The 21,879-nt window shown below is 49.6% G+C and carries 23 protein-coding genes; 14 read left to right on the forward strand and 9 right to left on the reverse strand.

All coding sequences use genetic code 11. The annotated features are described in order from the left end of the window. Window positions 1-9: 9 nt before the first annotated feature. Complete coding sequence (locus K3G39_RS10760; RefSeq protein WP_220626177.1) at window positions 10-1,884, reverse strand: flavohemoglobin expression-modulating QEGLA motif protein; 1,875 nt, start codon at window positions 1,882-1,884, stop codon at window positions 10-12. Next, the gene (locus K3G39_RS10765; RefSeq protein ID WP_220626178.1) at window positions 1,863-2,678 is read right to left on the reverse strand and encodes an N-formylglutamate amidohydrolase; all 816 of its coding nucleotides are present in this window, start codon (window positions 2,676-2,678) and stop codon (window positions 1,863-1,865) included. Before K3G39_RS10765 ends, K3G39_RS10760 begins: the two co-directional genes overlap by 22 nt. 232 nt (window positions 2,679-2,910) lie before the next feature. Here K3G39_RS10765 and K3G39_RS10770 point away from each other — a divergent pair, with 232 nt between their 5' ends. The 3 genes from K3G39_RS10770 (at window position 2,911) to K3G39_RS10780 (ending at window position 5,993) form a co-directional block, all read left to right on the forward strand. Next, window positions 2,911-3,093, forward strand: coding sequence for a hypothetical protein (locus K3G39_RS10770; protein WP_220626179.1), 183 nt, complete (start codon window positions 2,911-2,913; stop codon window positions 3,091-3,093). 65 nt (window positions 3,094-3,158) lie between these two features. After that, window positions 3,159-4,736 carry a rhomboid family intramembrane serine protease gene (locus K3G39_RS10775; RefSeq protein ID WP_220626180.1) on the forward strand — a complete coding sequence of 526 codons (1,578 nt, stop codon included), beginning with the start codon at window positions 3,159-3,161 and terminating at the stop codon, window positions 4,734-4,736. A 525-nt stretch (window positions 4,737-5,261) separates the two neighbouring features. Next, window positions 5,262-5,993: a head GIN domain-containing protein gene (locus K3G39_RS10780; protein WP_220626181.1), complete on the forward strand. Its 732-nt coding sequence runs from the start codon at window positions 5,262-5,264 to the stop codon at window positions 5,991-5,993. A 71-nt stretch (window positions 5,994-6,064) separates the two neighbouring features. Here the strand turns inward: K3G39_RS10780 and K3G39_RS10785 are convergent, their stop codons facing one another. The 6 genes from K3G39_RS10785 to recF form a co-directional block, all read right to left on the reverse strand. Continuing rightward, window positions 6,065-7,444 carry a M28 family metallopeptidase gene (locus K3G39_RS10785; protein ID WP_220626182.1) on the reverse strand — a complete coding sequence of 460 codons (1,380 nt, stop codon included), beginning with the start codon at window positions 7,442-7,444 and terminating at the stop codon, window positions 6,065-6,067. 149 nt (window positions 7,445-7,593) lie between these two features. After that, window positions 7,594-8,154 (reverse strand): acyl-CoA thioesterase, encoded by a 561-nt coding sequence (locus K3G39_RS10790; protein ID WP_220626183.1) that lies wholly within the window; start codon window positions 8,152-8,154, stop codon window positions 7,594-7,596. Between the two features lie 54 nt (window positions 8,155-8,208). Then, entirely contained in the window at window positions 8,209-8,859 is a 651-nt protein-coding gene (locus K3G39_RS10795; protein ID WP_220626184.1) for a hypothetical protein, read from the reverse strand. A 22-nt stretch (window positions 8,860-8,881) separates the two neighbouring features. After that, window positions 8,882-9,205 carry a DUF721 domain-containing protein gene (locus tag K3G39_RS10800; protein ID WP_220626185.1) on the reverse strand — a complete coding sequence of 108 codons (324 nt, stop codon included), beginning with the start codon at window positions 9,203-9,205 and terminating at the stop codon, window positions 8,882-8,884. A 130-nt stretch (window positions 9,206-9,335) separates the two neighbouring features. Further along, complete coding sequence (locus tag K3G39_RS10805; protein ID WP_220626186.1) at window positions 9,336-10,010, reverse strand: hypothetical protein; 675 nt, start codon at window positions 10,008-10,010, stop codon at window positions 9,336-9,338. Between the two features lie 29 nt (window positions 10,011-10,039). Then, entirely contained in the window at window positions 10,040-11,146 is a 1,107-nt protein-coding gene (gene recF / locus K3G39_RS10810) for a DNA replication/repair protein RecF (RefSeq protein ID WP_220626187.1), read from the reverse strand. 132 nt (window positions 11,147-11,278) lie between these two features. Between recF and pdhA the strand changes: the two genes are divergently transcribed. The 3 genes from pdhA (at window position 11,279) to ribH (ending at window position 13,807) form a co-directional block, all read left to right on the forward strand. Next, window positions 11,279-12,325, forward strand: a complete 1,047-nt coding sequence (pdhA, locus tag K3G39_RS10815; RefSeq protein ID WP_220626188.1) for a pyruvate dehydrogenase (acetyl-transferring) E1 component subunit alpha — start codon at window positions 11,279-11,281, stop codon at window positions 12,323-12,325. Between the two features lie 117 nt (window positions 12,326-12,442). Beyond that, window positions 12,443-13,159: a tol-pal system YbgF family protein gene (locus K3G39_RS10820; protein ID WP_220626189.1), complete on the forward strand. Its 717-nt coding sequence runs from the start codon at window positions 12,443-12,445 to the stop codon at window positions 13,157-13,159. A gap of 171 nt (window positions 13,160-13,330) precedes the next feature. Continuing rightward, window positions 13,331-13,807 carry a 6,7-dimethyl-8-ribityllumazine synthase gene (gene ribH / locus K3G39_RS10825; protein WP_220626190.1) on the forward strand — a complete coding sequence of 159 codons (477 nt, stop codon included), beginning with the start codon at window positions 13,331-13,333 and terminating at the stop codon, window positions 13,805-13,807. Between the two features lie 93 nt (window positions 13,808-13,900). Here the strand turns inward: ribH and K3G39_RS10830 are convergent, their stop codons facing one another. Beyond that, a complete protein-coding gene (locus K3G39_RS10830; protein ID WP_220626191.1) occupies window positions 13,901-14,497 on the reverse strand; it encodes a DUF3575 domain-containing protein in 597 nt (198 codons plus the stop codon). A gap of 343 nt (window positions 14,498-14,840) precedes the next feature. On the opposite strand from K3G39_RS10830, the gene K3G39_RS10835 reads away from it, so the two are divergent. From K3G39_RS10835 to K3G39_RS10870, 8 genes are all read left to right on the forward strand, one after another. Further along, window positions 14,841-15,230: a TraR/DksA C4-type zinc finger protein gene (locus K3G39_RS10835; protein WP_220626192.1), complete on the forward strand. Its 390-nt coding sequence runs from the start codon at window positions 14,841-14,843 to the stop codon at window positions 15,228-15,230. A gap of 12 nt (window positions 15,231-15,242) precedes the next feature. Continuing rightward, complete coding sequence (gene scpB, locus K3G39_RS10840; protein WP_220626193.1) at window positions 15,243-15,803, forward strand: SMC-Scp complex subunit ScpB; 561 nt, start codon at window positions 15,243-15,245, stop codon at window positions 15,801-15,803. A 90-nt stretch (window positions 15,804-15,893) separates the two neighbouring features. Continuing rightward, window positions 15,894-17,723 (forward strand): pseudouridine synthase, encoded by a 1,830-nt coding sequence (locus K3G39_RS10845; protein WP_255594241.1) that lies wholly within the window; start codon window positions 15,894-15,896, stop codon window positions 17,721-17,723. A gap of 4 nt (window positions 17,724-17,727) precedes the next feature. Beyond that, window positions 17,728-18,450, forward strand: a complete 723-nt coding sequence (locus K3G39_RS10850) for a type III pantothenate kinase (RefSeq protein ID WP_220626194.1) — start codon at window positions 17,728-17,730, stop codon at window positions 18,448-18,450. Further along, window positions 18,443-19,738: a hypothetical protein gene (locus K3G39_RS10855; protein ID WP_220626195.1), complete on the forward strand. Its 1,296-nt coding sequence runs from the start codon at window positions 18,443-18,445 to the stop codon at window positions 19,736-19,738. The genes K3G39_RS10850 and K3G39_RS10855 overlap by 8 nt, the downstream gene beginning before the upstream one ends. 95 nt (window positions 19,739-19,833) lie before the next feature. Next, the gene (gene lptC, locus K3G39_RS10860; protein ID WP_220626196.1) at window positions 19,834-20,370 is read left to right on the forward strand and encodes an LPS export ABC transporter periplasmic protein LptC; all 537 of its coding nucleotides are present in this window, start codon (window positions 19,834-19,836) and stop codon (window positions 20,368-20,370) included. Then, window positions 20,370-20,543, forward strand: a complete 174-nt coding sequence (locus tag K3G39_RS10865; protein WP_220626197.1) for a hypothetical protein — start codon at window positions 20,370-20,372, stop codon at window positions 20,541-20,543. Before lptC ends, K3G39_RS10865 begins: the two co-directional genes overlap by 1 nt. Window positions 20,544-20,552: 9 nt before the next feature. Continuing rightward, window positions 20,553-21,851 (forward strand): hemolysin family protein, encoded by a 1,299-nt coding sequence (locus tag K3G39_RS10870; RefSeq protein WP_220626198.1) that lies wholly within the window; start codon window positions 20,553-20,555, stop codon window positions 21,849-21,851. The last annotated feature ends 28 nt before the right edge of the window (window positions 21,852-21,879 follow it).

The following is a 21,879-nucleotide window of genomic DNA, read 5'->3' on the forward strand; positions in this document are numbered from 1 at the left end:
TTATTGGGATTAATTTTCCAGTAAGTTAAATACTGATATCCCTTCTTTTAGTTTTTCCAATTTGGGTTGTACGGCCGGATCGGTCAGGTAACGGGGCCGGATGGGCACCGGCCGCAGCACCTGCCGGTAGATGAGTTCCTGCACAATGGGGATGTATTCCTGCCGGATTTTACCGATCAGGAGCGGTTCCAGTTCATTGCCATCTTTGAGATACTGCAACAGGTGCACAAGCCCGCGCAGGTATACGGCGTCTTTGGTGAGACCACCGCCCCGGTGCACGCGCATGGTCACGTTAAAGGCCGTTTCTTCATCGAATTTATAATCATCTTTTAGGCGGCAGAAGTTGTCGGTAAAGCTGCAGCCTTTGGTCAGGTGATGCACCGCCACCACGCGGGCAGCCAGTATACGCAACCGATCCTGATCGAGACCACCTACCAGGTACTCGCTCAACACAGCCAATCCTTCCTGCAACTCCTCGTAGCCAGGTGCCCCTACATAAAGCTGCTGCAGTGGCTGGGCTTTGCCATTAAAGTACGTGAGGATATGCGTGCCCACTTCGTGCTGAATCAGTGCTTCGGCGCGGTGGCGGGGTATTTTAGCATCAGTACCAATGTTGAGTCTGCCTTTGGAAACGATCAACCCGACAATGTCTTTGCGGATGTCCACACCCGAGTCGAGGGCCGGGTACTGGCTTTTGAGGAAGGCAATCTCGCCTTCGGCCAGAGCAGCAAACTCCTCTACAGGTATAAGCGGCACATCTTCCTGGCGGGCGGGCTCAGGTATAGCGGCGAGTATACCTTCAGCTACTTTGAGCAGTTGTTCATCCACGCCGCCAAACACTTGCAGACTGCTGTACAGGAAATCGGGTGTGTTGCGGTCAGCCAGCATGCTCAGGGTCTTATCGAGTTCGTGGCGCTTGTCCCGAAACAGAAAAGCCAGTGTCGGGTCCTCCACCTTCTCAATGGGGATGTTGTAGAGCTTTCGCTTGAGCAGGTCGGCATCCACAGGCATCAGGCGGTAATGGAAGTTAGGTGCCTGCTTGAACTTCTTCCTGCGAAACTCCTCCCAAGCCTCCTCGGCATTGATAGGCGTGACGAGCAACAGAAACCGGAACTGGTCGCTGATGGAAGTGAGCTGCTTGTCGATGCGCCAGACGGCGGGCACAACCGCCTGCCTGCCCAGCGCCTGAAAGTGTTTAGGCTGATGCGTGGTCTGCACGCGCACGAAATCGAACACGGCTTTTTTGATAGCGCTCGACACATGGCTGCGCAGGGTGCGCTGCAGCAAAGGGTATACCTGTCCGGAGCCGGCCTGGCGATAGATAGGTTTCAGTTCGAGCCCGAGCATGAGCGAGCTGTGCTGTTTCAGTTGTTCTTCGCCCATCAGGCTGTTGGAGCCCTCTAGTAAAGTCTGGTTAGAGGCCGTGGCCACCGTAACAGGCAGATTGCTGATTTTAATGTTGGCCAGTTCGTTTGTAAGCGTACGAATGGTGGCGGGCAGCGCCTGTTCGGGACCCAGCACTCGGAAGGTTGGGCTGTCGGCAACACTAATGTCGGGTGCGGCAAAGAGCTCGAGTACCATAAAAGCCCCAAACTCATCGGCCATGGCCTTGGCGATCTCGCCTATCAATTGTCGCAGCTCGGGCGTCTGCTCATTGCGGGCAATGATGTAGGCGGCTTCGGCTTTTACGAAGTCGGCGGTGGCATGGTCGGGATGGCCTGCCGGGTGGCGGAAGAGTACCAGAAAGGGTAATGGCCGGTCGATGTGCAGCAAGCCGCCATCGGGCAGTCGGCGACGCACCTGCCGGCCCCGCTTCAAAGTCCGGACGATGCCTTTTATGAAAATGTCGGAGATGGTGTCGGTCATAGGGAGAGGGTTTTGCATACCTGTTCGCGCGCTGCCAATACAGGTGCTATGGTGCGCTGCAGCGCTTTGCTGATTTCCTGCAGCTGTGCTTCGTCAGGTCTGCCGGTCCACTCATCCATAAAAAATTTCTTGAACTCGATGGAGATGACGCAGGCACGGTCCGGGAAGGTATCGTGAATCCAGCGCATGAAGTGGCCGCCTTCAAATTTTACATTTTCGCGCACATCGAGGTGACGGCCCTGGTAATCGTACGCTTGCAGACTTTGAGTAAAAGCATCCACCACAGGCGCCCAAAGCTGGCGGTTCATGTTGCCGGTGCCAAGGTTCACTTCGGGGTTTTCCTGCGGGTCAGCTTCGGGGCCGTTAGCGCCATCGCGGCGGTGGTTGTAGGTATGGAGGTCGTATACCACTAAGCAACCGTGGCGGTCCGCTATACCTTGCAGCATCTTTTTCACGTCGGCATAAAACTGGTCGTAACGGGCCAGTGACTCCTGTGCCATTTCCTCGGGTAGCTCGTCTTTCCAGACGGTGAGGCCCCAAGCGTCTTCGGGTTTGCGGTAGATGGCCTTCTCCCGTGCCCTGTTCAGGTCCATTTCGAAGCGGGAGTTTAAACCAATTACTTGGTTGTCGGTTATACCTACCCAGCCCGCCGTGAAAGGGTCTTCTTCGCGCAGCCGTTCATCTGACGTAAGTAAAAAGAAGGAACTGATGTTGTCGCGCACAGTATGGCCGTCATGTATGGCAGTGGCGATGAGGGGACTTTGACCGGAAGTTAAGGTATAGTAAGGTTGATTTTGTTTGGTGTCAGGCATAGAATCTTTTTGGAAACTTTTACCCGATAATTATACCTAAGGTTATTCTACAGGCATGTTTGTTTGCACATTGATATTCAGTCACAAACAATTTATGTCGATTAAGTGAAAGCTCAACTCAAAATAGTTTGCAGATTGATTATAAATAAATAGATTTAAAAGTCTATAACAAATTTAGTTACTATAAAGTATAGCTATATACCAATTGTTTCACCCTAAACCAGAGGTGCCCATGCGTCAGATTTACAAAAGTGCGCTATTAGCTATTGCCATTTTCTTAATTGTACTGATCATGCATAGCCTCAGGCATGGGGGGCTCTTTCTGACAGATACCCTAGCGCTTGGCATGTGGTATGGCATCGGGCTAACCGGAGCTTTACTAGTGGGCAGAGTGATGCTTGCCCATAGCCGGTAACATCTTCTGTGCTTGTATAATGAGTCTGCTGCCTTATCTTTACAGGAAGAGAATAAGGTTTACAGATGGAAAACAGTTACGCAGCAGTGGCCTCTGAAAAAGAGGATAGTCAACTGCTGGGAATTTTAGAAGAACATGTAGCATACGAGCCGGAAGCTATACTGGCCGTGATCGCTGAGATTGAAAAAAGAAACCTACAGGCTCCGAATCTGGAGCAAATAAAGCAGGACACCCTGCAAAACCTCCTGCAACGTGAGCAACAGTTAAATCCTGAACCCATAGGCCCGGCTTCGCTCACAGATAAATTCAAAGACTTTTGGGGGTTCTTTGTGCCAAAGCGGCACTATTTTGTCACACCTATCCTGGTCAATACCAACATAGTTATTTTCGTGCTGCTGGCGCTGGCAGGTATGCACGTGCTCTCGCCTGAAGGAGAAGACCTGGTGAATGCGGGCGCCAACTTCGGCCCCTATACCCTGACAGGAGAGCCCTGGCGACTTTTCACGTCCATGTTCCTGCACATCGGCATCATCCACCTGCTCGTGAACATGTATGCGCTGGTTAGCATAGGTGGTGCGCTGGAGCCGCTGGTGGGGCGCAAGCAATTCATCACGGCCTATATACTTTGCGGACTGGCAGGCAGTCTGGCGAGTCTGTGGTGGGATCAGCAGCGCATCAGTGCGGGCGCCTCGGGGGCTATTTTTGGCATGTTCGGTATGTTTATGACCATGGTGTTATTGGAGCAGCGCATGACCTGGGCCGAGAAAAAAGGCATGGTGTTCAATATGCTGGGCGTTATAGCGCTGAACCTGGTTTTTGGTCTTAAAGGAGGTATAGATAATGCGGCGCACACGGGAGGCCTGCTGCTGGGTATAGCATATGGTGCTGTGTTGATGCTACGCTCAGGCAGATACTTTACGCAACACTATAATCTGCGCGGGAGCATCGTGACGGTGGCATTGTTGCTAGGTGCTTTTGTGGGCCTATACCTGCAAATACCAACCGAGAATGCCCGATACCTGACCATGCTGGACCGCTTTGGCGAGCGCGAGACAAAGGCGATGGATGTGATGAAGGAAATGGAGTTGGATGCTACTCTGATCAGTGGGGGAAAGTACCTGCAGGGGCTGGAGCAAGGTATAGCGCTGTGGGATGAGAGCATCAAGGATCTGATAACGCTACAAGAGTTGTCGGACCTGGGCGAACAGCAGGCAAAAGAGGTCGAGATTTTGCTAAGCTATACACAACTGCGCAAAACGTCCTATACCATGATGCGCGACGATATACAGAGCAACAAGCCGTGGATGCACCAGAAGCAGCAACGGGTGCTGTGGGCCATCGGTACGTATGTGCAGGAACTACAGGCATTGCGGGGAGGAGAGGAGCATGAGTCGAAAGAAACTGAAAGCGAGATACCCGTAGATGTGGAGGTAGACAAGATGGAAACACTTGACCCGGACGCAAAGCCCTTATTTGTGATAGACGGTGAACCGCTGGAGCAAATGAATCTGAATGATGTAGAAGAGATCATTCATCCAGATGATGTTGAATCGATATCAGTTTTGAAAGGAGAGGAGGCCGTAGCCAAGTATGGCGAGAAAGCCCAAAACGGGGTGGTCGAAATAATTTCAAAACAGAAATAGGCTGCTATAATAGTGTGACTGTCGATTCAGCTTGATGTGTTAACCAATTAGAGGTAGCGGCCTATACCTTGGGTGTGCTGCCCTCAACTTGAGTGAATGCTCTAAACGCTCTTTGGGATTTCCTAATCCCGAAGCTTACTGCTAAGGATGTCCACATCCCCGTGTGCCAGCACACGCACGTCTCCAGACCCACAACAGTTGGGGGTAAGGGCCCTCTATTGGGATTCGGATTTATAAGTCCGAGCCAGTTCTTCAATTCAGCTTTTCTAAATTCTTGTGTTGGCGACAAGGGGCATACTGCTCCCTGTTTGTCATTGCTATACCTTCATGGCAAACATCTCTCAGGCGCCAGCCTATACTCTGCCATGTCTTTTTGCAGGGGAGTATCAAAAAGTATGATTTTTTTTCTGAGGTTCAAGCAACCTTTCGGTAATCTGTGCATCTATTAGGCAGTGAAAAGCTTCAGAGAGGTATAGCCTGCTGAGCCGACACACGCTTAACCAAAACCATCAAACAGATAAAACCATGAACACCATCAACATCTACAAAGCGCTAGCCTCTATTTTTGTAATGGCCTTACTGCTATCAAGCCTGACTGCAATGGCGCAGGATCGTCGTAACCTGAAAGGCGAGGGAGAGCCTGTGTCACAGAACAGAACCGTATCCGGGTTCAAAGGAATAGATGTGAGCGGCGGCTTTTCGGTGGAATTAACGCAGAGCGGCAAAGAAGGCGTACGCATCGAAGCGCAGGAGAACCTGCTCAACAGTATACAGACAGAAGTAAAGGATGGGGTACTCCACATTTATACCTCTGACAACATCAGCACTAACAAAGGTCTGAAGGCTTATATTTCAATCAAGGAGCTAAATATGATTGATATAAGTGGCGGGGTGAAAGTGACAAGCAATTCCACTTTTAAGTCAGATGCTTTTAAGATGGACCTGAGCGGGGGCTCTAAAGTAGAGCTGACAATTAACACTAAAAAATTGACAGCCGACATGAGTGGTGCCAGCAAAGTGATGCTGAGTGGCCGCGCCGACGAAATGCGCATGGATATGTCGGGAGCTTCTAAAGTAGACGCTTCCGGGCTGGAGGCTAAGGATGTATACCTGGAAGCCAGTGGTGCCAGCAATGTAAAGGTGTTTGCCAAAAACAAGTTGAGCGTGAATGCCTCAGGCGCTACGAAAGTGGCCTACAAAGGCGACCCAAGTGTATCGTCAAATGTGTCGGCGGCAGCCAAAATTTCTAAAATGTAAGAGAATACACTGCACATAAGAAAAGGGCAGCCCGCTGGGTTGCCCTTTTCTTATGTGCTAACTTTTTATACCTACTGGCGCACCGGCACCGGCAGCACTGGCAGACTGGTATGTCCCAGTTCGTCAGTAGCCTGTACGGCAAAGAAATAATTGTCTTTCGAGTAAGGCAGTGTCACTTTCGTGTCTTTCACAAAGAACTTCTTGTTCCAGGTTTGGCTGCTTGTTTCACGCATCAGGATGTAGTAGCCTGCTGGTTTTTTACCTTTAGGAGGGGCATCCCATTTCAGGTCGGTTTTGTTAGTGAGGTTGGCGGTGAGCACGCCTATTTTCTCCGGAGCATGCGGTGCTCTGCCCAGGTTTGCCATCGTCGCCAGGTTCACAGCCGTGTTCTTGCGCAAGTACTCGAAGTCCATAAACTCTGTCAGGTCGCCGTACTGCTTGCCGTTCTCTTTGCGCACGTCTTGATGCTGGTGATCGAAGTCCTCGTTCATCTCGCTCATGCGCACAGCCGCATAGCCCTGCTGATTGAATGGCGTATGATCACCACCGCGCAGAAAACGGTCCGGGCGGTAGCCGAGCACCACCTCAATCTGGTCAACATAGGCCTCGCCAGTCATTTTCATGTAGCGGGCCAGGTTGCGGCTTGGGCCATCGTTTTCAGAACCCAAGGTACGGCGTAGACGGGCCTGCTCTTCTGTTTCGTTGGAAGGAGTGGCTTCGCTGAAAACACGCACGCGGGTGTTGTCGTGGATGCCCATTTCAGAGGAGTAAGAGTTGCCCACAATGTCGTTGTTGAGAACAGCTACCAGGTTCCAGCCCTCTTTCTTCACGCGCTCCGCCATGTGGCGGGAGCCGTACAAGCCCTGCTCTTCGCCCTGAAAAGCCACAAACACCAGGGTAGCCGGGAACTGGCGCGAAGCCATCACACGGGCCATCTCCATCACAATGGCTACACCAGAGGCATCGTCGTTAGCACCGGGCGCTTTACTTTTGGAGTCCATCACGTCGGTAGCGCGGGAGTCAAGGTGGCCGGCTACAATGATCACGCGATCATCATTCGGGTCAGCACCTTTAAGCGTAGCGACTACGTTGGCCATCTCCACATCCTGCGGTATGCGGCGGCCATCGCTCTTTACGGTATAGCGATCCATGTCCACGATCATGCGGCCGTTAGAGGCTTTGGCGTATTTCTCAAATTCTGACTTCACCCACTCGCGGGCAGCACCTATACCTCTTTTCTTGTCAGTGGTTGAGCTCAGAGAGTGCCGAGTCTCAAACGAAACCATTTTATCGACCAGTGCCCGCAGGTTGTCTGCCGACACTTCATTGACCATTTTTTTGATTTCTTCGTCGTGGGTAGCTGGGGCCTGTGCTGCTACGGTTTGGCTAAGGTATAGCCCAGCCAGCAGGCAAAGCGCGAGCAGTCGGGTGAACTTTGTTCTGTAAGTCATTGGTGTTAGGTGAGGGTGATTAAGTGCTTAGTAGTTTAGATTCTAAATATAAGCAGCTTCAGGAAAGAATGAAAAGAAAGGCTGAGCCAAAGTATAGGCAAGCGCAGGTATAACAGAGAAATCCAGGCTGAGATGTAAACTCCGAGACATTAAGGTATATAGTTCAGCTGACAGCGCTCGCCCTCGAGTTTGTAGAGTTCTGCCTCAACGGCAATGCCATGTTTGGCCTCGGTAAGTTCTGTTTGGTAGCGCTGCGCCAGTTCACGACGCTTGATGGCTTCCAGAAAACGCCGGGCATCCTCTCGGCTTTCCAGCGTGAGGCCCGGCACCTGCGTCGGTTTGTCATCGTCGCCTTTGGCTACCATGGTAAAGTATGAGGTGTTGGTATGTTTAACTATACCTGTTTTCACGTTCTCGGCGATCACTTTTATACCTACCATCAGCGACGTATTGCCCACATAATTCACCGAAGCCAGCAGCGATACCAGTTCTCCCACCTCCACGGGCTGCAGAAAATGTACTCCATCTACTGTTACAGTCACACAATAATTGCCGGCGTGCTTGGCGGAGCAGGCATAGGCCACTTTGTCCATGAGCGAGAGTAAAATGCCACCGTGTATCTTGCCGCCGAAGTTGGCGTAGCTCGGAATCATGAGTTCGGTGAGGGTGGTGCGGGAATAGGAGACAGGTCGGAATGCAGGTATAGCCATGTTCTGTTTATCGATTATGGCAAGGTATACGGGTCCGGCAAAAGCGGGGGTACGCTACTGCTGCAAATAAGGAGCTACTTCGGAGAGCTTAAAAGAAACAGAAGCACCGTCTATCGACAGGCATGCTTCAGGCAGGCCAAGCGAGGCATGAAAAACGAGCTGATCATCTTCGAAGCCAATACTCAGCTCATCGAAACCAAACGCAGGTATAGACTCCACCATAGCAAAGCAGTCACTAAAGTCAGGGTCGTCTGAAAAGAGATGGTACTCCGCCTGAATCCGTTGGTTGACTTGCCGAAGCAAATCGTCTCGTTTTTCGTTGAACAGGAGTTCGTTTTTGATCGGCACAGATTCCTCATTTTCCAACTTGTACAGGGCGTACTCCCAGCTGTAGCGGCCTTTGTAATCGGGCATGCCGGTAGCCACCGATCTATAATTTTGGTAAGTGCAGGTTCTGACAATGATCGGATCTTCGGAGCCCGGGTTGTCTTCGTCTTTTTCCTCGCACGCAGTGGACGTGCTGTCAGTTGCTGTCTGTTCTTCAGGCTCAGAGGAAACTTCCGTAATGGGAGCATCCGTTATTGTTTCTTCTGCAGACTCAATCGTAACGCCGTCAGCTTCTGTCAGGCTTCGTTTACTTTGCTCACAACCAAAGCTCATGCTCAAAAACAGCACCGGTGGGATTAAAAACGCAAGGTTTCTCATAAAAAAGCAGCAGGTATAGCGCCTACAAAAATACTACTTCTTTCACCACTTCGTCGCCCATAGCGCGGTTGAGCAGTTCTACCACTTTGCTTTTCGACATGTTGAGCTCGTGCTTGAGGGGGGCAGAGGTGAGGCGCACAAACAGTTTTTGGTCCCGGAAGTAAAGCTCCTTCGTTTTCATGGCAATGGGCTTGCCCATGATTTCCTCCCAGCGCTGCACCAGGTTCACCTCATTGAGCTTGCCCTGTAGCCGGTAGGCCTTCAGCAACCCTTTGATGCTATCGCCGATGGTCTGCACGTCAGCCTTTCGCTTCGCAATCTCCTCTTTCTTCTTGTAGTAGCGCACGGGGGGTGGTTTTTGAATGAGTGGTTGAGTGATTTGGTGGTGTGAAGTTACTGAAATTGTGGTGATGGTGGGTAGCAGGTATAGACAAAAGTATGGCTAAATCATTAAGGATATACACGCTATAAACTACTCACATTGAATTGAAGATTCCTTGATACTCAACAGGGTAAATTATTTCATAATCCCATTCTTCCTCAGATATCATAATCCTCTTTGTTACTAATACGTGGTCAATAAGCTCTTCTTCCTTTAATATTTCTAACACTAGTTCGGTAGCTTTATCCCAATCATTAACATGGAACAGCATATTTGCGCCTACACCAAGATCACCTGCCACCCATTCGCCCAGCATTTCATTTCTTAAGCTTTTATCGATTTTGTCCTCAATTTGGTATCTTAAATTTAAGAACTTAAAAACATCAATATTGTCCATTGCAGTATCAGGCACGATCTGCACAAACAAAACACTTTGACTATCCGCTGCCTTTGCTGATAATCCTTGGCTAATGAAATAAGTAGTTAATGAATCAACAGTGGTGTAAGTATAAGCTAATCTTCTTGATGAGTTAATTACCTGATTAGTATGATAATGCTCTCCACGAAATACTTTGCCGCTTTGTAAGATTAATTCAGATTTACTTGACAGGAGCCTTTCAAAGAAGATAGTGTCATTATCAATTTTATAAAATGTGTTAACAATTTTGCTGTCGTTGTTCTTAAAATCTGCTAGCAGCTTATCCTTTGGTTTATAGGTGCAGCTAGATAAAAGAGCTAATGCAAGGATTATCGATATATGCCTTATCATGTAAAAAGATTTAACAAGGAACTCTCCAATTAAGCAATCACCTTTACTGTACCCTCCTTCACCTCAAACCTACGAATCTGTTCCGACAGGTTCTCCAGTATTTTATCTGTCCGACCCAGGTGCGTATCTGTCAAAAATATCTGGCCGAAGGTATGGGCTGCGACCATTTGCATGAGCTTAGTGATTCGCTTCTCGTCGAGGCGGTCGAAGATGTCGTCGAGGAGGAGGAGGGGCTTGTGGTGCTGTCGCTCGTCCATTACTTCAAAGTGCGCCAACTTCAGGGCAATCACATAACTTTTCTGCTGGCCCTGCGAGCCAAAGCTTTTCACCGGGTTGCCATCCATCAGGAAAACGAAGTCGTCTTTATGTGTGCCTACAGTGGTACGCTGCAAGGTGCGGTCCTTCTGCTCGGCTTGTTCCAGCAAAGTGGCAAAGTCGGCGCCGGGCAGTTGGCTTTTGTAAGTCAGGGTTACGGTTTCGCTGCTGTCAGAGATGTGGCGGTAGTGCTTCTGGAAAACCGGCTCAAACGTCTCCAGAAAAGCCATACGCTCCTGCGCCAGCTGTTCGCCAAGCGGCACCAGTTGCTCGTTGAGGATGTGCAGGTAGTCGCGGTCGTAGTAGCGGCGCTCGGCAAACTGCTTGAGCAAAGAGTTGCGCTGCTTGAGGATGTAGTTGTACTGAATCAACTGCTCCAGGTAGGTATGGTTGAGCTGCGAGATCAGGCTGTCGAAGTATTTGCGACGTTCCTCGCTACCTTCCCGGATCAGGTCAGTGTCGTAGGGCGAGATCAATACCACCGGAAAGCGGCCAATGTGGTCACTCATTTTCTCATAAGCCACCTTATTGTGAAGCACCGTTTTCTTCTGGCCCTGCTTCAGGCTGCAGGTCACAGTGTGCTTCTCTTCCTCTATCTTAAAGCGGCCTTTCACCATAAAATACTCCTCGCCCTGCTTAATGTTGAGGGCATCGGAGCTGTTGAAAGCGCTGCGCGTCATGGAGAGGTAATGGATGGCATCGAGCAGGTTGGTCTTGCCGCTGCCGTTGTCGCCGATAAAGCAGTTTATGTGCGGCGAGAAACTAATGTTAGCTTCGTCGTAGTTCTTGAAAAACAGCAGACTTAGATTTTCGAGGAGCATTAGTTTCTTCTTTGATTTCTTTTTCCTTAATTTCGCATGCTAAAACCCGACAGTAAGCTGATTTGCCGCTAATTGAGGCCCGAATTTCGCTAAAAATGCTGTACGGACAACAATAACGATACATAAATACCCATGGCTGATACGAAAGAAAAAGCAAAAGCAAAGTCGCAGAAAGCAAAGGTACAGGCTGAACCAACATTTTCAAAAGAGACTTACATGTGGTGGTACGAGTCCATGAAACTCATGCGCCGCTTCGAAGAAAAAACGGGCCAGCTGTATGGCCAGCAGAAAATCAAAGGCTTTTGCCACCTCTACATTGGCCAGGAAGCCTGTGTGGCTGGCGCCGTAACAGCCCTCAACAAAGATGACAAGTGGATTACCGCATACCGCGACCACGCGCATCCATTGGCGCTGGGCACCTCTCCGGGTGCTATTATGGCCGAAATGTACGCCAAAATAACCGGTTGCTCTAAAGGCAAAGGCGGCTCCATGCACATGTTCGACAAAGAAGTTAACTTCATGGGCGGCCACGGCATTGTGGGCGGTCAGGTGCCGCTGGGCGCAGGTATAGCCTTTGCCGAGAAGTATAACAAAACCGGCAACGTGTGCATCTGCTACATGGGCGATGGTGCCGTGCGCCAAGGCGCATTCCACGAGGCCCTGAACATGGCCATGACCTGGAAACTGCCTGTTATTTTCGTGATCGAGAACAACGGCTACGCGATGGGTACATCAGTAACACGTACCTCTAACGTGAATGACCTGTACAAACTGGGCCATGCATACGAAATGCCATCGGAGCCGGTAGAGGCCATGAGCGTAGAAAATGTGCACAATGCCGTAGCGAAAGCTGCTGAGCGTGCCCGTGCCGGCGAAGGACCTACTCTGCTCGAGTTCAAGACCTACCGCTACAAAGGCCACTCCATGTCTGACCCTGCCAAGTACAGAACCAAAGAAGAATTGGAAGACTACAAAGGTCGCGACTCAATAGAATCTGTAAAGGCGACTATTCTGAAAAACGGATGGGCAACTGAAGAGGAACTGGAGGAAATCGACGAGAAGCAAAAGCAGATTGTAGCTGAGGCAGTGAAGTTTGCCGAGGATTCGCCATTCCCGGATCCGTCGGAGCTTTACACCGACATCTACGTGGAGGCGGACTATCCATACATAATGGACTAAATTTTAAATAATTAAGGATTAGGAATTAAAAAACATAAATTTGATGTTCTGGTCTTATGAGATTTGGAACGAATCGCTTTTAATTTCTATTTTTGAGTTCTTATTTCAATTAAACTAATGGCAAAAGAGACAGTAAAGAAGCACAGCGAGTTTGAGGAGCTGGTAGAGAGTCCGGAGGTGTTGGCTGAACGCCTGGCGCATTCGGAGGACTTTGTGAAGAAAAACAAGACCAAGCTGCTCGGTGTGTTTGCCGCAATTGCCGCTATCATCGTTGCAGGTTTCCTGTATTACAACCACCGCACTACCCAGAACCAGGAGGCTCACGAGGCCATGTTCCAGGCAGTTTACTACTTCGAAGCCGATTCGCTTAACAAAGCTCTGAACGGCGACGGTCAGTACGATGGTCTGTTGAAGATCTCTGATGAGTATAGCGGAACAGAAGCCGGCAACCTGGCCAAATTCTATGCTGGTGTTGCTTTACTGAAGCAGGGAAGCTTTGCCGAAGCACAGTCCCACCTCGAAGGTTTTAAGTCAGATGACTACCTGATGCAGGCACGTGCTTACAGCCTGACAGGCGATGCACTTTCGGAGCAGGGCAAGTACAAGGAGGCCGCTGATATGTATAACAAAGCGGCTAACCACAACAGCAACCCTTACTTCTCGCCACAGTACCTGATGAAAGCTGCCGTAGCTTACGAAGCTGCCAACGACTTCCAGGCTGCTGCCAACACGTACGACAAGATCATCAAAGACTTTGTGACGTCGGCTGAAGTAACAGAAGCCAAAAAATTTAAGGCTCGTGCTGAAGCAATGTCCGGCGCAGCTGCTAACTAAGATCCGATAGGCGAACGCCTGGATATAAAAGCGCTTTTGTCTTTCCGGCAGAAGCGCTTCTTTTTTTGAGCTGGCGGGACTGGCTCCCAAGGGCTATACCTGTACGGGAGGTTTACATTCCTATACCTGTGAGCTCAACCATTAACCATTTAACCATCAACAATTAATCACATGGCTACTTCACTCAAAAACCTGAATGACTATAAGAAGGAAGGCTTCGGCGATATATCAGAAAAGAAATTCGGCATTGTAGTGGCCGACTGGCATAGCGAAATCACGGATGTGCTATGTGCTGGTGCCATCGATACTTTGTTGCAGCACGGTGCTAAAAAGGAGAACATTTTCAGGAATACCGTGCCCGGGAGCTTCGAGCTAACATTGGGCGCACAGTTCCTGGCCCTGCAGGAAGAAATCGACGCGGTAATTTGTATCGGAGTAGTGATCAAAGGCGACACTAAACATGATGACTATATCAACCATGCGGTCGCCAATGGGCTTACCAATGTGTCGCTCAAGTTTAACAAGCCTGTAGCATTTGGCCTGGTTACTACCAATAACCTGGAGCAGGCACTGGACAGAGCAGGCGGCAAGCACGGCAACAAAGGAGTAGAAGCAGCCGCTGCTGTTATTCATATGCTAAGCTTCTAGGCCTAAGCAGGTATACAGGTATAACACAAAGGCCCTTGCCGTAATTGGCAGGGGCCTTTGTTGTTTATCCAGGTTACTAAGGTATAGGCAAACTTAAAAGTTATACCCTATGGCTATACCTGGCCGGAAAGAAAAGCCGCCTCCCAGAAGCATATCACCGATTATACCTGTATCAAAGTCTTCTTCTGTTCCGGCATTCACCTTCAGGTTACCGCCATTGTACCCGGCGCCCATAAATACATCGAGGGTGAGGCCACTGTTGAATATCCACTGGTTACCAATGGCCACACCAGCTCCCACCGGTTTGTAAGTGGCGCTATAATCGCGGCCTTCTTCGTCCTTTTTCTCTGCTGTCAGTTTAAAACTCCTGATACGGCCATAGCCTGCCACATAAGGTCCCATAGGCGCTACTTTGTTTTCAGAAAAATAATACCGCACCTCAGGAGTAAAGCCATAACCTCTGAATTTGACATTAGAAATAGAAACGCCGGTTAGGGAAGCACCAAGCTGTGCACTCAGGTTATCGGTGATGGCATACTCTAGAAAACCGGATCCTGTAAGGGCAAAGGCACTCAGAGGATTTACCTTGATAACGGCCCGTTTTGGCTGTTGTGCCTGAGCATGAGCTTGTTGAGTAGGTATAAAAAAAAGTGCCGCAGCGGCAAAGGCGAGTATGATGCTGTTTTTCATATATTGAAGTGCGTATTACAAAATTAAAATAGCCTGGTTGTAGCTCATAGCAAGTTCCATTCCAGTCTTGCAGCGTACCGAACAAAATAGCGGAAAGACAAATTTAAAATTAAAATAAAGAGGGCAGGTAGCAAATTATAGATATAACTTCTATTTTTGCACGAAATTTAGCTTAAATAATAACCTGAACATCAGAGTGGTTCGGTTTTTGGGTTTACCATTTGAGCTTTAAACTAAATCTACCCCGCTGCTGTTAATAGGCACAAGAGCAATGCTCCAAACAGGGGAAGGTTTTTTTAGCTTGCGAGACAAAAAAACTATAACCTAGTTCTAAGATAGTATAATGAATACAAACGAAGAGAAACAGCGGTATTCCAGAGAGGAATTGGCAGAGTTTGAAGCAATCATTCAGGAGAAACTGACCAATGCGCGTAAGGAAGTGTCTTTTATCAAGGAAACCCTGAGCCGTAAAAATGACTCGGGTACGGATAACACAGCTTCTCCTACCAAAGTGTTGGAAGACGGAGCAGACACAGCAGAGAAAGAAAGTCTGAACCAGCTGGCGTCGCGTCAGATGAAGTTTATCCAGCAGCTGGAAAATGCGCTTATCCGCATCAAAAACGGCACTTACGGTGTGTGTATCGTTACAGGCAAATTGATCCCGAAAGAGAGACTGCGCGCCGTGCCACATACCCAGCATACCATCGAAGCCAAGCTTCAGCGTAAAGACTAGTAAATTTATACTTTGAATATACTGCAGAACCATATTCAGGCACTGGTTTTTTGTGCCCAATCGCCCATAAGCATCGAAGAGATACAGCGCTGCCTCACGGAGTCGCTGCAGATGGAGGTGCTGGTAAGTGATGTGCTGGAAGCTATTGAGAGTATCAATCAGCAACTGGCGGAGTCAGGTTTTGCCTTTCAGATATACGCTATCGGGGGCGGGTACCAGTTCCTGACCAAGCCGGAGTACCAGGAAACAGTCAGCACTTACTTGAAGCACAAATCAAAAAAGAAATTGTCAGCGTCTTCTCTGGAGACGCTGGCAATTATTGCCTACAAACAGCCGATCACCCGCTCGGCCGTAGAGCAGATTCGTGGCGTGGGCTGCGACTATGCCATTCACAAACTACTAGAGAAAGAACTTATCGAGATCAAGGGTAAAGCCGAAACCATTGGGAGACCCGTACTGTACGGCACGTCTCAAAAGTTCATGGATTACTTCGGTATTAACCACATCAAAGACCTTCCACAGCTAAAGGATTTCGCCTCAGAAGAGAACATGATCGGCGAAATAGCCGATTAGCGAACCCCCATCATTCATTAGAGTATACTATTCTTATATATACTGCACACAGAGGTACAGTAGCGATACTGCATCATTAATTATTAGACAATGGCAACAGAAAACGAAAGACCATCCCGCAACGACGGCGAAGGCAGAAGATCGTCTGACAGAAACGAGTCAGGCAGGCCGTATAATGACCGCGGCGAAAAGAAAATCTTTAACAGAAGAGATAAAGGCGAAGGAAGAGATGGCGGAGAGCGCCGCTCTTACGGAAACGATAGAAGAGAAGACCGCGGAGACCGCAAACCATACGGCGACCGTCGCGAAGGTGGTGAGCGTCGCAGCTTCGGAGGTGACAGAGAGCGCCGCGAGGGCGGTGAAAGAAAATCTTACGGAGATCGCAAAGAAGGCGGAGAAAGACGCTCTTTTGGCGGCGATCGTGAGCGCAAGCCTTATGGCGACAGAAGAGAGGGTGGCGAACGTCGCTCTTTTGGAGGAGACCGTGAGCGTAAACCCTATGGTGATCGCAACGAAGGTGGCGAACGCAGATCATATGGCGATCGTCGTGAAGGCGGTGAACGTCGCTTTGACGCTGAGCGTGGCGAAAGAAAATCCTTTGGCCGCGATAACAGAGAAGAAGGTGGTGAGCGCCGTTCGTTCGATGAAAACCGTGAAGAAAGAGGCGAACGCCGCTCTTTTGGCAATGATCGTCGTGAAGGCGGAGAAAGACGTTCATTTGGTGGCGATAGAGAACGCAAACCTTATGGCGATCGTCGCGAAGGCGGTGACAGAGAGCGTAAATCATACGGCGACCGTAAGCCATACGGCGACAGAAGAGAGGGCGGTGAAGGCCTTTCTTTTGGAGGGGATCGTGAGCGCAAATCCTACGGCGACCGCAGAGAAGGTGGTGAAAGAGAAGAGCGCGGCGAGCGTCGCAGCTTCGGAGGCAACCGTCGTGAAGGAGATGACCGTGGTGAGAGACGTTCTTTCGGAGGAGACCGCAAAGAAGGTGGCGAGCGCCGCAGCTTTGGTGATCGACGCGAAGGAGGCGAACGCAGATCATTTGACCGCAAAGACAAGTTTAGCAAAGGCGGTGAGGAGCGTCGTGGCCGTAGCTTCGACCGCAGCTCTGATTCAGAGCATAATCCTGAGACGCCAAACTATGACCTGCGCCGCTACAAAGACAATCCGCGTATCAAGAAAACGAACCGCAAGGGCGAAGACGAGGACGGAAGTATCCGTCTGAACCGTTACATCGCCAATGCCGGGGTATGTTCACGTCGTGAGGCGGATGAGCTGATTCTGTCTGGCGAGATCAAAGTAAATGGCGAAGCAGTTACCGAAATGGGCTTCAAGGTACAGCCTTCTGATACCGTGACATACGGCAAGAAAGTGTTGAGCCGCGAGAAGATGGTATACGTGCTGCTCAATAAACCGAAAGACTTTATCACGACGACAGAAGATCCGGAAGGTCGCAAGACCGTGATGAGCCTCGTGGAGAAATCCTCAAAAGAGCGCATCTTCCCGGTAGGCCGCTTGGACCGCAATACCACTGGTCTATTGTTGTTCACCAACGACGGCGAACTGGCCCAGAAACTGACGCACCCGTCTAACGAAATCAAAAAAATCTACCAGGTAGAGCTTGACAAGCCAATTACCAAAGACGATTTCCAGAAAGTAGTGGAAGGCGTGGAGTTGGAAGACGGCAAAGCGATGGTAGACGATGTGGCGATGCTGGGTGACTCCAAAAAATTCCTCGGACTGGAAATCCATATCGGTCGTAACCGCATTGTGCGTCGTATTTTCGAGCACCTGGGTTATGAAGTGGTAAGCCTGGACCGCGTGCAATATGCTGGACTTATCAAGAAGGATCTGCCACGCAGCGAATGGCGTTACCTCACCGAAAAAGAAGTGATTCGTCTGAAATACTTTATGTAAGCATATGCGCAGCATCGCCATTGACTTAGGTAATACAGGAGGCAAATACGGCATGTTTGAAGAGGATGCTCTTGTCTCGCAGGGCAATTTCAAAGAGCAGGAAGGGCTGCCGCAGGAGTTAGCATCCCAGACTTTCGATAACGCCATTATTGCCTCCGTAAGTGGGGGTGCTGTAGAACAAATAAAAGCAGGGCTGTCAGTGTCCGGAAGCATCATAGAGCTTTCGGCGCAGACAGCCCTGCCTGTTTCTAATGATTATAAGACTCCCGCAACACTAGGTGCCGACCGCATTGCAGCGGCCGTGGCAGCCCACTATTTCTTCCCGGGGCGCAATTGCCTTATAATTGATGCAGGCACAGCCATCACGTATGACTTTATTGATGCGCAAGGTCATTACCAGGGTGGAGGTATAGCGCCTGGCATCCAAATGAAATTTAAAGCGCTGCATAATTTTACAGGCCGCCTTCCGTTAGTACAAGGAATCCACGAAAATTTTCCTTTGATCGGGCAGACCACCCAGGAGTCGCTGGAGAGCGGCGTGCTGGGCGGTACAGTGGCAGAAGTAGAAGGTATAATCAGCGCGTATCGCCAAAAATCAGACAAACTGGTGGTTATACTTTGTGGTGGAGACGCAGGATTTTTTGAAAGTACCGTAAAACACCCCATCTTTGTAATTCCTGAACTGGTCCTGATTGGGCTTCAAAGAATATTAAGACATAATGTATAAAACGCTCCGTTTACTTATTTGCGCATCCGTACTGTGCCTGGCGCAGGGCGTGCAGGCGCAAAGCATCGGTAACTCGCCTTATTCCCGCTACGGATTAGGAGAACTCAACACAAACTTAGGCAATTTGCGAACAGCGGCTATGGGTGATGTGGGCGTAAGCACCGGAAACAGCTTCCACTCCAATACCGCTAATCCGGCACTTCTATACTATAATAGCATCACGGTATTTGATATAGGTATAGCAGGCAGGTATAAAACTCTGAAAAACGCCACCCAGTCGCAGCGCGACGGTGATGCCAACCTGACTTACATGACCTTGGGAGTACCTATAACCAAGCGCTGGAGCTCTGCTGTTAGCTTAAGGCCGTATAGCTCAGTTGAATATAACATCGTTAACATGGGTTCTTTGCCTAACAGGCAGGAAGCTGTGGTGATCAGCGAATACAGTGGCGAAGGCGGCATCTCGGAGCTCTATTTTGGGCACGGGGTAAGAATCGCTGACGGCCTGACAATTGGCGCTAGTGCCTCATACCTGTTTGGCACTATTTCGCAGGAGTCTTCTTCTATTGTAGCGGATACATCGATCAGCAATGCTTCGCTGGAGCGAGTGGCTTACGTAGAGCGTACCCGTTACTCCGATTTTATTTTCAGAGGTGGAGCCAATTACCGCAAAAAAATAGCTGATAAAGCATTTGTAAGTGCAGGGGCAGTTTATACCCTGGGCACCGACCTGAATGCGAAGCGCAGTTCCGCTTACGAGCGCCGCGACCTTGGTGATGCCCTCAAAGGAACACCGATGCTGCCAGACAGTGTGGAATCTTCTGTAAATGTTCCTCCAAGCCTGAGCGCCTCCATCAGCTACGACAATGGGTCTAACCTGACGATCGGTACAGAGTTCATGACACAAGACTGGTCGGACTACCGAAACCTGAATGGTGAGCAGCAGATGGGCAAAAGCTATAAAATTGGTTTTGGTGCCGAGTATACGCCTAACCCAACAGCCATCGACAGCTACTTTAAGCGCATTACATACCGTGGTGGCCTTCGCTACGGACAGAGTCCGTACATCGTTAACGGCGAAAATATCAAAGATATGGCCGTAACAGGTGGTGTCACTTTGCCATTAGGCCGCGGCAGTTACTTTGAACCACCCTTTCAGCTGAATGTGATGATGGGCTATGGCAAAAGGGGCACAACTGACAATGGACTGATTGCCGAAAACTACTTTCAGTTCGGAGCAGGCGTGACCATCAACAGCCGCTGGTTTGTAAAACGCAGAATAGAATAAACTATTCCGACTTTAAAAGCATTATTAAAACAGGCCGTTCTGACGACGGTCTTTTTTAATTTTTAGTATCTTCACTTTTGAATAAGTATAAAAGCATGCCGAGATCTATTTTTTCAGTGCTGATCGTCTTGTTTGCCTTACTGGCAACAGGTTGCGGAACAGACCTGAAAGACCCGGACCAGGAGAAAAAATACGAAGGCCCGTTTCGGGAGACAGCCAATGTGCTGACACTTTACAGCGACTCAGCCAAAGTGATGGTGAGGCTGCAGACTCCGATGCAGGAAGATTATGAAAACGGTGATGTAGTGTTCCCGGATGGCATTGACGTAGAATTTCTGGAAGAAGGGGAGAAGGTGACATCGACGCTGCGGGCCAACTACGGGAAGCAGGAACGAAACAAAGACCTATACCTGGTGCGGGGCAACGTGATCGTGCACAACCTGCAGAAGCAGGAAAAGCTTGAGACAGAAGAGCTTTACTGGAACAAAGCCAAAGCCCAGATCTACACCGACAAGTTTGTGAAGATAACGACGCCTGAGGAAATCCTGATGGGGCACGGCCTGGAAGCAAACCAGGACTTTAGTAATTATAGAATCAAAAAAGTAACGGGCGTATTCAGCCTGAAAGAATAATGAACCAAAAACGGGTTAATACTATTTTACTGGCGTTGGCTTTTGTAGCCATGGTAATTGGTGTGCACAAAAGCATTCAGGAGTCTGACATAGCAGGCAATTACTGGATTTACATGATCGGCTTTATGCTCTATATCGTGTACCATTACCGCAAGAAGAAACAGACCGAGTAGTCTCATCTTATGATAGACCCCGACCAGATACTGTTGCTGTTTATTGCGCTGTTGGCCTGTGCATTCTTCTCAGGTATGGAGATCGCTTTTATGGCAGCGAATAAACTGCAGATAGAGCTCGACGAGAAAAACAACGTTCTTTCAGGGCGCATACTGACGCACTTGCTGCAACACCCTGCCCGCCTGATGGGCACGACTCTGATCGGCTACGTTCTCTCGCTGGTGCTGTACGGCTTTGTGATAGCAGGTATCATCTATACCTTGCTTCAGGCCTTCCTGCCGGCGTCTTTGCAACTAGCACCGCTTATTCTGGTACTGCAGGTATTGGTGGCTTCGGTCTTTGTGCTGCTCACTGCCGAGTTTCTTCCCCGCAGCCTCTTTGCCATTAACCCCAACCGCATGCTGGACCTGCTGGCTATACCTATGCTGGTGCTGCACTACCTCCTATACCCTGTTGTGATCGTGCTGATGGGGATAAGCAAGTGGATTGCCGAACGCATCCTCAAGATCGAATTTTCAGAAGAGTACCCGGTGTTTGGAGCGACAGACCTGAACACCTACATCAAAAACAGACTGTACCACCCGGTAGAGGAGGGCGCCCCGGAAGTAGACCAGGAGATATTTCATAATGCAATGGATTTTAAAACAGTGCGTGTGAAAGAATGCATGGTGCCCCGCACGGAAGTAGAAGCTGTGGAGGTAAACGAGCCAATAGAGCTGTTGCGCGACACCTTTATCAAAACAGGGCATTCCAAGATACTGGTATACGAGGACTCCATAGACAACATCATCGGGTACTGTCACCAGCTGGCCATGTTTCAGCAGCCAAGCCAGATCCGCGACATTCTTTCGCCGGTAAGCCTGGTACCGGAGAGCATGCTGGCCAGCGAGTTGTTTTTGCGTTTCGGCACAGAGCATCGCACTGTGGCCGTGGTGGTAGACGAGTTTGGCGGCACGTCAGGTATAGTAACCGTGGAGGACGTGATTGAGGAGATTGTGGGGGAAATACAGGATGAATATGACTACGAGGCTCTGCTCGAGCAAGTATTCCCGGCCAAGCACCTATACCTGCTAAGTGCCCGCCACGAAATCGACTACCTCAACGATAAATACGAGCTCAGCCTGCCTGAAGGGGATTATGAGACGCTGGGCGGACTTATCTTTTCGGTGCTGGGCGAAATACCAAAACCGGGCGATGTGGTGGAACTGCGACCTTTTACCATTACCATCCTGTCCATGGATGACAACCGCATCAACGCTGTGAAGCTCTTCAAAGACCCAGACTTACAGGCAGATGGCGTATTTTAAACAGATACGCACAAAATTTTGAATTTTT

The organism is Pontibacter sp. HSC-14F20 (assembly GCF_019599265.1).
In the GTDB taxonomy this organism is placed as follows: Bacteria; Bacteroidota; Bacteroidia; order Cytophagales; family Hymenobacteraceae; genus Pontibacter.